A 15,369-nucleotide genomic window follows, 5' to 3' on the forward strand; every position below is an offset into this window, starting at 1 on the left:
GGTCACGTCTTTCGTGCCGCACGAGTGCCACGGTCTGCGCACTCGTGGCTCCGGAGCTGTAATCCGTAACGATTGGCGGGCCACATCGAAACTCTGTGGGAGCAGTTTCTCGGAAAACCGCCCGAATGACGCAGGCCCGGGCCGCACGATGGAGGAATGTCGGCGGCCCGGACCGGTCGTTGCGGCTGGATCAGCCGTTGCCGGCACCGTTGCCCGAGGGCACCGGGATGTCCGACAGGATGTGTGACAGCGACTCGTCGCCCTCGGCCTGGGTGCACTGCTGGTTCCGCGGGTTCGACAGGACGTCGGCGTCCTCAACCTTGGACGGGACGACGCCGATCAGCGAACCGGCGTCGGCCTTGCGCGGCAGACCGGCACAGGACTTGTCGAGCGATCCCCGGACGAGGCTGAGCTGCGGGCCCTGGTCGACATCGGTCTCGGAGTCGCCGTACTCGGACTCGGCGCCGTTGACGTTGCCGTTGCCGTTGCCCACGGTGGTCCCCGCACCGTCGCCGATGACCACGGCGCCCGTGGCCGTGGAACCGGGGACGGAGGCGGCGACGGCGCCCGTGGCCGGAACCTGCTTGATCACGATGAACCCTTCTCCTGCCGATTGCCCCATGACGGAGCTTCCTGCTCAACTCCCCGCCCCGCGTTCGGTTCCGCCTGTTCACCCGAATGCCAGAGTTCCCGTTATCGAACGAACACCCGTGCGCAACTCTTTCGGGTGGTTACGAAATTTCCACGATCCCCCGAGTTTCCCCCGCAACCCCGGGGTCGTTAGGGAGTCGTCCGCGTAGATGGAATGACTTTCCATCAGGGTCACCGCCCACGCGAATTTCCCTAAGAAGGGCATGTAAATGCGACAGGTTCTGAATAAAAGCATGATCGTCATGGCGGCGGCGTCGGGCATCCTGAGCGCCGCCGGGGGCTACGCTCACGCCGATGCCTCGGCCGACGGTCTCGCCGCGGGCTCGCCCGGTGTCGGCTCGGGCAACGCCGTCCAGGTGCCGGTGCACATCCCGGTCAACCTCTGTGGCAACACCGTCGACGTGATCGCTCTGCTGAACCCGGCCTTCGGCAACAGGTGCGCGAACGTGGACAGCGGCAAGGACCACGACGACGACGGATCCGGTGCGAGCGCCGAGGGTGCGGCCACCGGCTCGCCGGGCGTACTGTCGGGCAACCTCGTCCAGGTCCCGGTGGACGTCCCGGTGAACGTCTGCGGCAACAGCGTCAACGTCGTGGGTGCGCTGAACCCCACCGCCGGCAACAACTGTGTCAACGACAGCGGCCACCAGCACGAGCACCCGCCGGTCGACGAGCCGCCGGTGGACGAGCCGCCGGTCGACGAGCCCCCGACCTCCGAGCCGCCGGTGGACGAGCCCCCGACCTCCAAGCCGCCGGTGGACGAGCCCCCGGCCTCCGAGCCGCCGGCCGGGAAGCCCCCGGTGGACCAGCCGCCCGCCGGCAACCCCGGCCCGAACTCCCCCGGCACTCAGCTGGCCCAGACCGGCGCCGGTGACATCGGCCTGGCCGCCGGCGCGAGCGCCGCGCTGCTCCTCGGCGGAGCCGTTCTGATGCGCCGCACCCGCCGCAACTGAGTCAGGAACGCGATGAGGCCGGCCCGGCAGCCCAGCTGCCGGGCCGGCCTCCGTCGTGCGGTGCCTACCCGGTGGCCGCGACGGTCAGCGGGTGGACACAGTGCCAGCGGTGCTCACCGGGGCCGAAGGTCTCCGCGGGGAAGAGTGCGGCGCACTCCTCGTCGGCCCTCCAGCAGCGCGTCCGGAACGGGCAGCCGGTCGGCGGCTCGGTGGCCGACGGCACCGGGCCGGTGAGCACGATGCGCTCGGTCTCCTCCATCAGGCTGGGCGTCGCGGACAGCAGAGCCTGCGTGTACGGGTGCCTGGGGGCACCGGCCACATCGGCGGCCCGGCCCTCCTCGACGATGCGGCCGAGGTAGAGCACGGCGATGCGGTCGGCGAGGTACCGCACGGTCTGGATGTCGTGCGAGATGAACACCATGGCCAGGCCCGGACGCTCCCGCAGGTCGACCAGGAGGTTGAGCACCTGGGCGCGTACGGAGACGTCGAGCGCCGAGGTCGGCTCGTCGGCGACGATCAGCTCCGGGCAACCGCCTGACGGACGCCGACGCGACGGACGACCACCTGGCAGCACCGGCCAGGAGCGGTGAACCGGCGACGCCCGCCCGGGTGGGCTGACCCCTCCGGCACATGGCAGCGCCCGCCCGGGGTCGCCGCCTCGGACGGGCGCTTCGGCGTCCCCGGGGTCTACGGGTAGAAGTGCGTCAGCGACTGGGCCACGCAGGCCGGCTTCTGCGATCCCTCCAGTTCGAAGGTGAAGGCCCGTTTCATCTGTACGCCGCCCCGCGCGACCTCCGTCACCTCGGTGACGGAGGCGTGCAACCGCACGCGGCTGCCGACGGGGACGGGCGCCGGGTACCTGACGCGGTCGACGCCGTAGTTGAGCGCACGTCCCACGCCGCGCACCTGGAGCAGCTCGCCAAACATCGGGATGCCCCAGCTGAGGACCATCTAGCCGTGGGCGATGGTGCGCCCGTACGGGCCGGCCGCGGCGCGGTCGGATCCACTGGTGGTCCCCGGAGACGTCCGCGTACGCGTCGATGAGATCCTGCGTGACCTCCTTCCAGCCGGAGTGCCCCAGGTCACGCCCGCCGAGGGCGAGGATCTCCGGGATGCCGTGCACGGTCAGGGGCATGGGCGGTACTCCGTTCTGCGCGTACGGGAGGCTCACGCGCGGGCGGTGGCGGTGGCCGTCAGGCGGTGACGGTGGCGGGGCGGGCCGCGGCCACCGGGCCGGCGGCCTGCTCGTCGTGGTTGGGCCGCTTGAGCAGGAGGAGCATGCAGCCCAGGGTGAGGACGACCTGGAACACGGCGTAGGCGATGACCGCGGCCACGGAGCCGGTCCGGTTGAGCAGGAACTGGCCGATGATCGGGGTCGTACCGCCCAGCAGGGTGCCGCAGAGCTGGTAGCAGAGGGAGATGCCGGTGTAGCGCAGGTGGGCCGGGAAGCGGCTGGCGAGCATGCCGGCGAGGGCCGCGTAGTAGAGGCAGTGGGGGATCGTGGCGACGGCGACACCGACCATCGCGAGGCCGTAGTTCTCGGTACCGATGAGGATGAACATCAGCGGCATGAGAATCAGTTCGGGCAGCAGCATCAGGGTCACCGCCCGGGACCAGCTCTTCATCCTGGTGGCGAGTACGGCACCGAAGGGCTGGACGATGATCTGCGTGACGTTGGCGACGAGGATGATCGTCAGGAACGAGCTGCGGTCGAAGTCGAGCGACGTGGTGGCCCAGGACAGGGCGAACGTCGACTTGAAGTACGTCGCCGACAGGCCGATGGTGCAGGCGCCGATGCCGAGGACGATCAGCATGGGGTGGTTGCGCAGGACCTCGGTCAGCGGGAGCTTGACGACTGCCTTCTTCTCGATGAGCCCGGCCATGGCCGGGGACTCGGCGACCTTGAGCCGGACCAGCAGGCCGACCATGACGAGGGCGGCGGAGGCGAGGAACGGTACCCGCCAGCCCCAGGAGACGAAGGCGTCGTCGGGCAGCTGGCTGATGGCGAGGAAGCTCAGCGTCGAGAGGGTGTTGCCGACGGGCGAGCCCTGCTGGGCGAACGCCCCGTACAGCACGGACTTGCCCTTGGGGGCGTGTTCGGAGGCGATCAGGACGGAACCGCCCCACTCGCCGCCGAGGCCGATGCCCTGGATCATGCGGATGCAGACCAGCAGGATCGGGGCCGCGACGCCGATGGACGCGTAGCCGGGCAGCAGGCCGATCGCGGTGGTGGAGACGCCCATCATCAGCAGGGTGATGACGAGGGTCTTCTTACGGCCGAGGCGGTCGCCGTAGTGTCCGAAGACGATGCCGCCGATGGGGCGGGCGAGGAAGCCGACCCAGAAGGTGGCGAAGGCGACCAGGGTGCCCAAGGGGCCTTCCAGCTCGGGGAAGAACACCTTGTCGAAGACGAGCGCTGCGGCGGTTCCGTAGATGTAGAAGTCGAACCACTCGATGGTGGAGCCGATGAAGGCTCCGAAGCCTGCTCGGTTGGCGGCTTTCGTCTCCGCGCGTGCGGTAGCGGTGGGCGCACTCATGGGTGACTCCGTGAACGTCGTTGATCAAGCGGATGGAGGCATGGCCGATCCGGGCGTCGCCCGTGTCGCCCGGTGCCGCGCGGGGGTGGTGCGGGGACGGCGGCGGGGCGGGACGGTGCGGGACGGCGGGGGGAGGGGACGGGGGCGCGGGGGTGCTGCGGTGCGGCGCGGGGGTTCTCAGGCGGCGATGCGTTCGAAGACCGCGGCGAGGCCCTGACCGCCGCCGATGCACATGGTCTCCAGGCCGTAGCGCGCCTCGCTGCGGTGCATCTCGCGGGCCAGCGTGGCGAGGATCCGGGCACCGGTGGCGCCGACCGGATGACCGAGCGAGACTCCGGAGCCGTTGACGTTGATCCGCTGTTCGTGGTCCTTCTCTCCGAGGCCCAACTCGCGGGTACAGGCGAGGACCTGTGCGGCGAAGGCCTCGTTGATCTCGATCAGGTCGAGGTCGGCGAGGGTGAGCCCGGCGCGGCCGAGGGCGGCGTGGGTGGCCGGGACGGGGCCGATGCCCATCGTCGCGGCGGGGACACCGGCCCGGGCGAAGGAGACGAGACGGACCAGCGGGGTGAGCCCGAGCCGTTCGGCCGTGGCGGCGGTGGTGACCAGGCAGGCGGCGGCCGCGTCGTTCTGGCCGCTGGCGTTGCCCGCGGTGACGGTGGCCTCCGGATCGGTCTTGGCCATGATGGGGCGCAGTGCGGCGAGTTGCTCGGCGGTGGTGTCCGGGCGGGGGTGCTCGTCGGCCGAGACGACCGTCTCGGCCTTCCTGGTGCGCACGGTCACGGGGACGGTCTCGGCGTCGTAGCGCCCCTCCTCGGCGGCGCGGGCGGCACGGGCCTGGGAGCGCAGCGCGAGGGCGTCCTGATCGGCACGGCTGATGGAGTAGGCGCGCCGCAGGTTCTCGGCGGTCTCGATCATGCCGCCGGGTACGGGGTGGTGGACGCCGCCCGCGGTGACCCGGCCGCGGGCCAGCGAGTCGTGGAGCTGGAGGCCGGGGCCCTTGATGCCCCAGCGCCCGTCGTGCGTGTAGTACGGGGCGGCGCTCATCACGTCGACCCCGCCGGCGATCACGACCTCGCTGAACCCGGCCCTGATCTGCATGGCGGCGTCCAGGACGGCCTGCAGGCCGGAGCCGCAGCGCCGGTCGATCTGGGTTCCGGTGACGGAGTCGGGCAGTCCGGCGTCCAGGGCGGCGACGCGGCCGATGGCCGGGGCGTCGGACGTCGGGTAGGCGTGCCCGAGGATCACCTCGTCGACCCGGTCCGGGTCGATTCCCGTGCGGGCGACGACCTCGGCGATGACGCGTGCGGCGAGCGCGGCAGGCGTCTGCTGGGCGAAGGCCCCGCCGAAACGCCCGATGGGGGTGCGCAGCGGTTCGCAGATGACGACATCAAGCTGGTCGGGCACGGCGGGACACCTTTCGGCGGGTTCAGGTCTGTGGGGCGACCTTCGCACCCGACCACTGAGTCGGTCCAATATCGAGTTTCCCGCCCTTCAAGACGCAGAGCGTCTCAATCCGCTCCTCGCGGGGCGGTCCGGGGGGTCGGCAGGGCTTCCTCGCAGACCGCGAGCACCGCGCGGAGTGCCGCGGACGGGTTGTCGGTGCGCCAGGCCAGTGCCGCCTGGCGCCGGATGGGAGGGCCGGCGAGGGGGCGGTAGACCAGTCCGTTCTGCTGGATGTGCCGGCAGGAGGAGACCGTGAGCGTGACGCCGACGCCCGCGGCGACGAGCGCCAGGATCGTGTACGAGTCGGGGGCCTCCTGCACCACGCGCGGATTGAAGCCGGTGGCCTCGCAGGCCTCGACCATCGCGTCGCGCACCGTGGAGCCCGTGTTCGCGGGGAAGGAGACGAAGGGTTCGTCGGCGAGGACCCCGATCGGGACGGTCTCGAGCCGGGCGAGGGGGTGGTCGGAGGGCAGCGCGCACAGCAGCTCCTCCTCGTCGATCACCCGGTAGGCCACGCCCGGCTGGGTCACCGGGAGCCTGACGAAGCCGAGGTCGAGCGAGCCGTCGGCGACCCTCGACAGCGCGACGTTCGCGTACGTCTGGCCCTTCATGACCAGCTCCAGGGCGGGGTGGGCCGCCCGCACGGCCCGCGTCAGCCGGGGCAGCGTCTCGTGGCTGGAGGCGCCGGCGAAACCGATCGTGACCCGGCCGTACTCCCCGCGACCGGCGGCCTTGGCGGCCCGGACCGCCGTGTCGAGGTCCTCGAGCACGATGCGTACGGGTTCGAGGAAGGACTCCCCCGCGCTGGTCAGGCGCACGGATCGGGTGTTGCGTTCGAAGAGCTGGACGCCCAGCTCCTTCTCCAGCTGCCGGATCTGCTGGCTGAGCGGCGGCTGGGCCATCTGCAGCCGCTTGGCGGCGCGGCCGAAGTGGAGTTCCTCGGCCACGGCGGTGAACGCGGTCAGATGACGCAGCTCCATACAGGCACCCATTCATTGCTCAGCGGTCTTGATCCGACCTTAATTTGGTATTGGACAGCAATCAATGGCCGCTGGCACGGTAGGGCGAACTGCACACACACTCGCCGAGGAGCACCGTGGAACGGACGGATACGGCCGACGGAGCCGGCAAGGTCATGTCGATGAGGGAGGCCGTCGCCACCTTCGTGCATGACGGCGCCACGGTGAGCCTCGAAGGCTTCACCCACCTCATCCCCACCGCCGCCGGCCACGAGATCATCCGCCAGGGCCGCCGGGACCTCACGGTCGTCCGGATGACGGCGGACATCGTGGTGGACCAGATGATCGCCGCGGGCTGCGTCTCGCGGCTGGTCTCCTCCTTCGTGGGCAACTCCTCCGCCGGTTCGCTCGGAGAGCTGCGGCGCAGGATCGAGCGCGCCGACCCGGCACCGCTCGCCTTCGAGGAGTACAGCCACTACGGGATGATCTGCCGCTACCTCGCCGGTTCGCAGCGGCTGCCGTTCTATCCACTGCGCAGCTACGGGGGAAGCGACCTGCCCGCCGTCAACAGCGATCTGCGCAAGGTCACTTCGCCCTACCCCGGGCCGGACGGCGAGCCCGAGCAGATCTACGTGGTCCCGCCGGTCAACCCGGATGTGACGATCATCCACGCCCAGCGGGCCGACCGCCGGGGCAACACCCAGATCTGGGGCCTGACGGGCATTCAGGCCGAGGCGGTGTACGCGGCGGACAAGGCGATCGTCGTCGTCGAGGAGGTCGTCGAGGACGACGTGGTCCGCTCGGACCCCAACCGCACGCTCGTCCCGGCGCACGCCGTGGACGCCGTCGTCGTGTGCCCGCGCGGTGCGCACCCGTCGTTCGCCCAGGGCTACTACGACCGCGACAACGGTTTCTACCGCGCCTGGTCCCACATCAGCAAGGACCCGGAGCGGCTGCGGGAGTGGCTGGCCGAGTGGGTGTACGGGACGGCCGACCACGCCGAGTACACCGCCAAGCTGGGCGAGGAGTTCTGGGCCGGGCTGGCGGTGGGCGAGGCGCTCAGCGAACCGGTGAACTACGGACGGCGACTGTGAGCGCGGAACACGAGAAGGAGCTGGTCATGGCCACCCCCACGGCGGAATCCACGGCGGAACCCACGGCGGGCACCACGGCCCCGGACACCGCCGCACCGGGCACGAGTGCCCAGGACGCCGCCGCACCCGGCGCCGAGGTGACGGACGCCGTCACGTCCTCGGAGCTGCTGTCCGTCGTCGCCTCCCGCGAACTCGCGGCCCGCCGGACCGTGTTCGCCGGCATCGGACTGCCCACGCTCGCCACCGAGCTGGCCCATCTGACGGTCGCGCCGCAGATCGAGGTCGTGTACGAGTCCGGGGTCTGCGGCGCGCACCCCTCGCACCTGCCGGAGACCATCGCCGACGCCGTCCTCATCTCGGGCGCCGAGGCGGTCCTGTCGATGCCGGCCCTGTTCGGCTGCGTCCTCCAGGGCGGCCACATCGACGTCGGCTTCCTGGGCGCCGCCCAGATCGACCGGTGGGGCAATCTGAACACCTCCGTCATCGGGGAGTGGGACAGCCCGCAGGTGCGGCTGCCCGGTTCCGGCGGCGGCATCGAGGTGATGGCCAACTCCCGTGAGGTCTTCGTCGTGATGCGCAGGCACAACCCGCGCTCCTTCACCGGGACCCTGGACTTCTGCACCACTCCCGGCCCGGACCGCGCGCTCGCGGAGGGCATCCGGCCGCTGGGCGTCGGCGTCACCCGGGTCATCACCGAGCTGGGCATCCTGGCCCGCGAGGGCATCGGCGAGGAGCTGCGTCTGGTCGCCGTCCACCCGGGCGTCACGGTCGAACAGGTCCGGGCGGCGACGGGCTGGGACCTGAAGGTGGCCGACGAGGTCGGGACCGTACCGCCGCCGACCGCCGCGGAGCTGCGGCTCCTGCGCGAGGACGTCGACCCCGATCGCGTCTATCTTCGCTGACACGTACCGCACCTGCGAGAGGACCGTAACCGCCATGCGCATCAGGATCGTCGGCGCCGGAGCCATGGGCCGCGGCATCGCCCAGTGGGCGGCGAGCGCCGGACACACCGTCGAGTTGTGTGATGTCCGGACGGAGGCCGTCACCGAGGCCGTGGACTTCGTGCGGTCCATGCTGGGACGCGCGGTGGCCAAGGGCCGGATGTCCGCCGGGGCCGCCGCCGCCGCCCTGGAGCGGCTGGTCCCCCTGGACGACCCCTGGGCGCCGGGCCCGGACGTGGAACTGGTCGTCGAGGCCGTACGGGAGGACCTGGACACGAAGGCCGAGGTGTTCGGGAAGCTCGAGCAGGTCCTGCCCGCCTCCACCGTGTTCGCGACCAACACCTCCTCCCTGTCGGTGACCCGCATCGCCGCCTCGCTGGGCGACCCGACGCGGCTGGCGGGGCTGCACTTCTTCAACCCCGTGCCGCTGATGCGGATCGTGGAGGTCGTGCCGGGCGCCGCCACCCGCCCGGAGATCCCGCCGGCCCTCACCGAGCTGGTCGAGAGCTGCGGCCACCGCGCGGTCACGGTCGCCGACACCCCGGGCTTCCTGGTCAACCACGCCGGGCGCGGCCTGGTGACCGAGGCACTGGCACTGCTGGAGGAGTCGGTCGCGGGCCCGGCGGACATCGACCGCATCGCCCGGGACGTACTGGGCCTGCGGATGGGCCCCTTCGAGCTGATGGACCTCACGGGCCTCGACGTGACGGCTGCGGTGATCGACTCGATCTGGCAGGGCTTCCGGTACGAGGACCGCCTCCGTCCCTCCTACCTCACACCGAACCGGGTGACGGCGGGGCTGCACGGCCGCAAGACCGGACAGGGCTGGTTCCCGTACGGCTCCGAGGCGCCCGCCGGTGCGGCCGAGCCGCCCGTGACGGGTGAAGCCGGCCGGCCGGTGTTCGTGGTGGGCGACGACGACGGCGGGCTGCGGGACGCGCTGGCCGCGTCCGGGGCCGCCGTCGAGACCGGCGGGCAAGCCTCCGCCGGCGCCCTCGTCCTGGTCCCGGTCTGGGGCACCACCGTGGCCGCCGCCGTGTCGTCCCTGGGGCTGCCCGCCGGGCGCACCTTCGGGGTGGACCCGCTGCCCGGCGCGGGCCGTCGCCGGGTGCTCGCGGTGACGCCGGCGGCCGACCCGGCCGCCGCGCGGGACGCCCGAGCCGTCCTGGCCCGGGCGGCGGACGGCGGGGAGCCCTACGCCGTGTCCGTGGTCCGGGACACGGCGGGTTCGGTGGCGCAACGGCTGCTCGCCTCGGTGGTGTCGGTCGCCACGTCGATCGCGGAACGCGCGCTCGCCACCCCGGCGGACATCGACCTGGCCGTGACGACCGGTCTCGGCTACCCGACCGGACCCCTGGCCTGGGGCGACCGGGTCGGCGCCGCCCGGATGCTGGCACTGCAGCGGGCCCTGCACTCCACGACCGGCGACCCGCGCCACCGCCCGACCCGCTGGCTCACGGAACGGGCCCAGCTCGGCCTGGCGCTGACGGACCCGGGCACCGCGCCCGGCGCCTGCGTCGACCTGTAGCGGCCGGGCGGCGCGGCGCGGGCGTGGAGGCCATGACCGTTTCGTACAAGACCCCGGCGTGGCGCCCGCGTACGTTCGGTCCATGACTCCACGACTGGACGCCGTCTCCGTCACCACGGCGGACCTGGCCGCATCGCTCGCCTTCTACCGCCGGCTCGGGCTCGACATCCCCGCCGGCGCCGAATCCGCTCCCCATGTCGAAGTGGCCCTCCCGGGCGGGCAGCGCCTGCTGTGGGACACGGAGGACGTGGTCCGTTCCTTCGACCCCGGCTGGACGGGGCCGCAGGGCGGCGAGCGCCTCGGGCTCGCCTTTCTCTGCGACAGTCCGGCGGAGGTCGACGCGGTCTACGCCGACCTGACCGGCGCCGGACACCAGGGGCATCTGAAGCCCTGGGACGCCGTCTGGGGCCAGCGCTACGCGGTCGTCCTGGACCCCGACGGCTGCGCGGTGTCACTCTTCGCCCCCGCGTCGTAGGCGGATCGGGCGGCAGCCGCCGCCGAACCGGGCCGCCGGCTGTGCGAGGCCGGCGGCCCGGTAGCCGTTTCGGCCCGGCTCCGTGGCCGCCGCGCCGCCGCGTCGCCGGAGGTCACGCCACCGCGTTCCCCCGCGGCCCTCACGGGGCCGGGCCCTCTTCGCTTGTACCGTGTTGCCTCGGAGACAGGAGAGGCGATGGGCGCACAGCACGGCAGGGCACTGGTCACGGGGGCCTCCTCGGGCATCGGAGCGGCGTACGCGGCTCGGCTGGCTGCCGGAGGATGGGACACCGTCCTGGTGGCCCGGCGGGAACAGCGGCTCGCCGACGTGGCGTCACGGTTGCGCGAGGAGACCGGATCGGCCGTGGAGACCCTCGTGGCGGACCTGTCGGATCCCGGCGGTCTGGCGCGTGTGGTGGAGCGGGCGGGGCGTGACGACATCGGTTTCCTGCTGAACAACGCGGGGATCAACGGGTACGGCCCGTTCGACGAGCTCGAGCCCGCGCTGATGGCGAAGGTGATCGACGTCAACGTCCTCGCCGTCACCGCGCTGGCACGGGCGGCGATCCCGGCCATGCTCCGCCAGGGCCGGGGCACGGTGGTCAACGTGGCCTCCCAGCTGGCGTTCGCCGGCTCGCTGCCGCCGCGGCCACTGCCCGAGCGTGCCGTGTACGCCGGTAGCAAGGGGTACGTGGTCACCTTCACCCGCACCCTCGCGGCCGAACTGGCCGGCTCACCCCTGCGCCTGCAGGTGCTGTGCCCCGGCCTCACCGCCACCGAATTCCATCGCTCGCGCGGCGAGGAGCCCGTCGGCGGACGCGAGCAGTCCGTGCACGCGGACGGGGGTGTGCCCGTGGACCAGGTGGTCGACGCCTCGCTGGCCGCGCTGGAGGACGGCCGGGTGGTGTGTGTGCCCGGACTGCCGGACGCGACGCCGGTCGACGGCCTTTCGGCGGCGGAGCTGGCGATCCGGACGGCGGCCCGCGGCGGCCACGGCTGAACGGGCCCCTGGCCCGCGCCCGGGCGCCGGCGATCCGGACGCCACGGCTACGCCGTGTCCGCGAGGCCCCGTGCCGCCAGGTAGCCGCCGAGCGTCGTGCCGGCCAGGTCACGCATCTCACGGGCCAGGTGGGCCTGGTCGGCGCAGCCCGCGGCGCAGGCGGCCTCGGCGTACGGCGTTCCCGCCCGTACGAGGGCCAGGGCGCGCTGCAGGCGCAGGATCCTGGCCAGCGTCTTGGGCCCGTAGCCGAACGCGGTGAGGGAGCGGCGGTGCAGCTGGCGGGCGCCGAGGCCGACTGCGCGGGCGGTGGCGGCGACGGAGCTCCCCCGCCGCAGCAGGGCGGCGACGGCCACCGTGAGGGGGTCGGGCGGCTCGCACTCGGCCGCCCTGCGCAGGGCGAGGGCCTCCAGCGCCGCGACCGGGTCGGCGGCACCGGCGATCCGCTCGGTGAGCCTGCGGACCTCCGCGCCCGGCCAGAGGGCGTCGAGGGCGATCCGCCGGTCGCGCAGTTCGTGGGCCGGTACGCCGAGCAGCGCGGGCGCGGTGCCGGGGGCGAAGCGGATTCCGGCGCAGGGCCGGCCGTCGGTCCCGGAGGGTGTGAACGCGTGGGTGTCGGGGCCTGCCACCAGCAGCCGGTCCCCTACCCTGAGCAGGTCCATGCAGCCGTCGGGCAGTACCTGCCGTGCGGGGTCGCGGGGCCCGCTCCAGGTCCAGACCGTGGCACCGCCGAAGGCCGATGCCCGCTCCTCGTACCGTGCGCCTCCCATGGGCTCCACGCTACGGGTCACTGGTCCCTGGTGTCCTGGGGGCCCTTGGGGTCCCGGGCGTCCCGGGGATCTCTCTGTTCCTTCTCGCGGCTCGCGTGCAGCCGGGACCTCACGTCGTCCGGGGGCAGGAAGCGCGACCAGCGTTCCGGGTACTCGGACGGCATGTACACGTCCTCCTCGTCGTCCGCCCAGGCGTCCCAGTTCGCCGCCTGGGCGCGGGCCACGAGCTCGGCGGCCTGTGCCGCCCGGGCCCGCTCGGTGACCGCCCGGGCCGCGGCCGTGGCCAGCGACGGCCATACGCGGTCGATCGCGGCGTTCACCGCCGCCCCCACGAGCACCGCGAAGGCGGAGATGCCTATCCAGAGCAGGACGGCGATCGGCGCGGCCAGCGAGCCGTAGATGGTGGGCCCTTCCACCGTGCTCGTCAGGTAGATCCGGAGCAGGAAGCTGCCCAGCACCCACATCGCCAGCGCCACCAGCGCCCCGGGCACGTCCTCTATCCAGGGCGAGCGGACGGGGACCGACACGTGGTAGAGCGTCGTGAGGAACGCGATGGACAGCACCATGACCAGGGGCCAGTACAGGACGGCGAGGACTTCGGTGCCCCAGGGGACGAACTCCACCACCCGGTCGGGGCCGACCACCAGCAACGGCAGCACCACCGCCCCCAGCAGCAGAGCGGTGACGTACAGCAGGAAGGCGAGCAGCCGGGTCTTGACGATGCCGCGGTGCCCGTCGAGCCCGTACATCACGGTGATGGTGTCGATGAAGACGTTCACCGCGCGGGACCCCGACCAGAGGGCGATCGCGAATCCGATCGAGATGACATCGGGCCGGGCGCCCGTGGTGACGTCCTCCATGAGTGGTTTGGCGATGTCGTTGACGCCGCGCTCGGACAGCACGGTCTGCACCGCGTCCAGGATGTTCCGCTCGAGGGAGGCGACCGTCGTGGTGGCCGTCCAGTCGTCGACGTAGCCCAGCAGCCCGATCAGGCCGAGCAGCAGCGGAGGCAGGGACAGCAGGGTGAAGAACGCCGCCTCGGCCGCGAGACCGAGGATGCGGTACTCGATGCACGAGTTGACCGTGTCCTTGAGCAATTGCCACGCCATCTGGCGCTTGGACACGTTGCGGTAGAGGACTCGAGCCCGGTGGAGCCGACCCGGTGGCCGCTCGGGTGTTTCATTTGCTGCCTGCACCTCCTTACCGTATCGGCATGGCAGCAACCACCCACACAGTGACCAACCAGGTTCCGCCGCTGGTCGGCTATGACGTCTACGCGACCGACCGGGCGCTGACGGAGGCCGTCGAGCGGCACATCGGGCCGGAGGACCTCGACGAGGCGCGGAGCGAACTCGAGACGCTCGGAGTGGCCGCCGGTTCCGCCCAGGCCCAGGCGTGGGGTGCGCAGGCGAACGAGAATCCGCCGAAGCTGCGTACCCACGACCGCTACGGGCACCGCCTCGACGAAGTGGAGTTCCATCCGTCCTGGCACCGGCTCCTGGGGCACGCGGTCTCGGCCGGGCTGACCGACGCCTGGGGCCGGCCGGCCGGGCACGTCCGCCGGGCGGCCGGCTTCCTGGTGTGGACACAGACCGAGGCGGGCCACGGCTGCCCGCTGTCCATGACGCACGCGGCGGTCCCCGCGCTGCGGACCGATCCCGCGCTGGCCGCCGAGTGGGAGCCGCTGCTCACCTCCCACGTGTACGAGGAGGGGCTGCGGCCGGCGCCGGAGAAGGCCGGCGTGCTCTTCGGGATGGGCATGACGGAGAAACAGGGCGGCACCGACGTGCGGTCCAACACCACCCGGGCCGAGCCGCTGGCCGGCGACGGGGAGTATCTGCTGACCGGGCACAAGTGGTTCTGTTCGGCGCCCATGTCCGACGGGTTCCTCGTGCTGGCGCAGGCTCCGGGTGGGCTGAGCTGCTTCCTCGTGCCGCGGGTCCTGCCGGACGGCGCCCGCAACGTGTTCGCGATCCAGCGCCTCAAGGACAAGCTGGGCAACCGGTCGAACGCGTCCTGCGAGGTCGAGTTCGACGGCACGTGGGCCCGCCTGGTCGGCGAGGAGGGGCGGGGGGTGCGCACCATCATCGAGATGGTGGCGGCGACCCGGCTGGACTGCGTGGTCGGTTCGGCGGCGCTGATGCGGCAGGCGGTGGCCCAGGCGATCCACCACAGCGCGTACCGCAGCGCGTTCGGTGGCCTGCTGATCGAGAAGCCCCTGATGCGCAACGTCCTGGCCGATCTGGCCCTGGAGTCGGAGGCGGCGACCACGCTCGCGCTGCGGCTGGCCGCCGCGTACGACGCGGACACGGAGGAGGAACGGGCCTTCCTGCGGATCGCCGTGCCGGCCGCGAAGTACTGGGTGACGAAGCGGTGCACCGCGGTGGTCGGCGAGGCTCTGGAGTGCCTGGGCGGCAACGGTTACGTCGAGGAGTCCGGCATGCCCCGGCTGCTTCGCGAGGCTCCCCTCAACTCGATCTGGGAGGGCTCGGGCAACGTACAGGCGCTCGACGTCCTGCGGGCGCTGCAGCGCGAACCGCAGGCGCTCAACGCGTTCCTGCGGGAGGTCGGGAAGGCCCGCGGCCAGGATCACCGCCTCGACGCGGCGATCAAGGACCTGCTGACGGAGCTCGCGGATCTGGATGCCGCCGAGGCGCGGGCCCGGCGGCTCGTGGAGCGGATGGCCCTGGTGCTGCAGGGATCGCTGCTGCTGCGCTGGGCCCCGCCGGAGGTCGCGGACGCGTTCTGCGCCTCGCGGCTGGGCGGGGACTGGGGCTCGGCCTTCGGCACGCTGCCGCACAGCCTGGACCTGGCATCGGTCGTGGAACGGGCGCGGGCGCAGGACCGGTAGCCCCGCGCAAGCGACGGAGGGTGGTGCTGCGCCGACACGGCACCACCCTCCACGCTTGTGCACCACCGCCCGGTGGGGTCGGGGCCCCGCCGTACGGTGTTCCGCCACTCTTGTACGGTCCGGGACGTGTCACCAGAGTTGCAAAGGGTTGCAACCATTGTGGGGAGTGCG

Annotated in this window: 13 protein-coding genes and 2 pseudogenes; 7 read left to right on the plus strand and 8 right to left on the minus strand. The window is 72.3% G+C overall.

Going from position 1 to position 15,369, the window contains the following annotated elements; translation table 11 throughout:
• Positions 1-190 precede the first annotated feature (190 nt).
• A complete protein-coding gene (locus QFZ58_RS08165; RefSeq protein ID WP_307124251.1) occupies positions 191-592 on the minus strand; it encodes a rodlin in 402 nt (133 codons plus the stop codon).
• A 268-nt stretch (positions 593-860) separates the two neighbouring features.
• Here QFZ58_RS08165 and QFZ58_RS08170 point away from each other — a divergent pair, with 268 nt between their 5' ends.
• Positions 861-1,604 carry a chaplin gene (locus QFZ58_RS08170; protein WP_307124252.1) on the plus strand — a complete coding sequence of 248 codons (744 nt, stop codon included), beginning with the start codon at positions 861-863 and terminating at the stop codon, positions 1,602-1,604.
• Between the two features lie 64 nt (positions 1,605-1,668).
• Here the strand turns inward: QFZ58_RS08170 and QFZ58_RS08175 are convergent.
• The 5 genes and pseudogenes from QFZ58_RS08175 to QFZ58_RS08195 form a co-directional block, all read right to left on the minus strand.
• Positions 1,669-2,134: pseudogene (locus QFZ58_RS08175) on the minus strand (oligopeptide/dipeptide ABC transporter ATP-binding protein); the annotation flags it as partial.
• A gap of 157 nt (positions 2,135-2,291) precedes the next feature.
• Positions 2,292-2,739 (minus strand): annotated as a pseudogene (locus tag QFZ58_RS08180) (MaoC family dehydratase).
• Positions 2,740-2,797: 58 nt separating this feature from the next.
• Positions 2,798-4,141 (minus strand): MFS transporter, encoded by a 1,344-nt coding sequence (locus QFZ58_RS08185; protein ID WP_307124253.1) that lies wholly within the window; start codon positions 4,139-4,141, stop codon positions 2,798-2,800.
• Between the two features lie 177 nt (positions 4,142-4,318).
• Positions 4,319-5,545 (minus strand): acetyl-CoA C-acetyltransferase, encoded by a 1,227-nt coding sequence (locus QFZ58_RS08190; RefSeq protein ID WP_307124254.1) that lies wholly within the window; start codon positions 5,543-5,545, stop codon positions 4,319-4,321.
• A gap of 104 nt (positions 5,546-5,649) precedes the next feature.
• Complete coding sequence (locus tag QFZ58_RS08195; RefSeq protein WP_307124255.1) at positions 5,650-6,564, minus strand: LysR family transcriptional regulator; 915 nt, start codon at positions 6,562-6,564, stop codon at positions 5,650-5,652.
• A 155-nt stretch (positions 6,565-6,719) separates the two neighbouring features.
• On the opposite strand from QFZ58_RS08195, the gene QFZ58_RS08200 reads away from it, so the two are divergent.
• The 5 genes from QFZ58_RS08200 to QFZ58_RS08220 all read left to right on the plus strand — a co-directional run bounded on the left by QFZ58_RS08200 (position 6,720) and on the right by QFZ58_RS08220 (position 11,580).
• Positions 6,720-7,637: a CoA transferase subunit A gene (locus QFZ58_RS08200; protein ID WP_307128799.1), complete on the plus strand. Its 918-nt coding sequence runs from the start codon at positions 6,720-6,722 to the stop codon at positions 7,635-7,637.
• Between the two features lie 26 nt (positions 7,638-7,663).
• The gene (locus QFZ58_RS08205; protein WP_307124256.1) at positions 7,664-8,539 is read left to right on the plus strand and encodes a CoA-transferase subunit beta; all 876 of its coding nucleotides are present in this window, start codon (positions 7,664-7,666) and stop codon (positions 8,537-8,539) included.
• A gap of 34 nt (positions 8,540-8,573) precedes the next feature.
• Positions 8,574-10,106, plus strand: coding sequence for a 3-hydroxyacyl-CoA dehydrogenase (locus tag QFZ58_RS08210; protein WP_307124257.1), 1,533 nt, complete (start codon positions 8,574-8,576; stop codon positions 10,104-10,106).
• Positions 10,107-10,188: 82 nt separating this feature from the next.
• Positions 10,189-10,581 (plus strand): VOC family protein, encoded by a 393-nt coding sequence (locus tag QFZ58_RS08215; protein ID WP_307124258.1) that lies wholly within the window; start codon positions 10,189-10,191, stop codon positions 10,579-10,581.
• A gap of 195 nt (positions 10,582-10,776) precedes the next feature.
• Positions 10,777-11,580 (plus strand): SDR family oxidoreductase, encoded by an 804-nt coding sequence (locus QFZ58_RS08220; RefSeq protein ID WP_307124259.1) that lies wholly within the window; start codon positions 10,777-10,779, stop codon positions 11,578-11,580.
• 47 nt (positions 11,581-11,627) lie between these two features.
• Here QFZ58_RS08220 and QFZ58_RS08225 read toward each other — a convergent pair whose 3' ends face one another.
• Positions 11,628-12,347 (minus strand): helix-turn-helix domain-containing protein, encoded by a 720-nt coding sequence (locus QFZ58_RS08225; RefSeq protein WP_307124260.1) that lies wholly within the window; start codon positions 12,345-12,347, stop codon positions 11,628-11,630.
• Positions 12,348-12,364: 17 nt separating this feature from the next.
• The gene (locus QFZ58_RS08230) at positions 12,365-13,543 is read right to left on the minus strand and encodes a YihY/virulence factor BrkB family protein (protein WP_307124261.1); all 1,179 of its coding nucleotides are present in this window, start codon (positions 13,541-13,543) and stop codon (positions 12,365-12,367) included.
• A 17-nt stretch (positions 13,544-13,560) separates the two neighbouring features.
• Between QFZ58_RS08230 and QFZ58_RS08235 the strand changes: the two genes are divergently transcribed.
• Positions 13,561-15,198 (plus strand): acyl-CoA dehydrogenase family protein, encoded by a 1,638-nt coding sequence (locus tag QFZ58_RS08235; protein ID WP_307124262.1) that lies wholly within the window; start codon positions 13,561-13,563, stop codon positions 15,196-15,198.
• Positions 15,199-15,369: the final 171 nt, after the last annotated feature.

This window comes from Streptomyces sp. B1I3 (assembly GCF_030816615.1).
Lineage (GTDB): Bacteria > Actinomycetota > Actinomycetes > Streptomycetales > Streptomycetaceae > Streptomyces.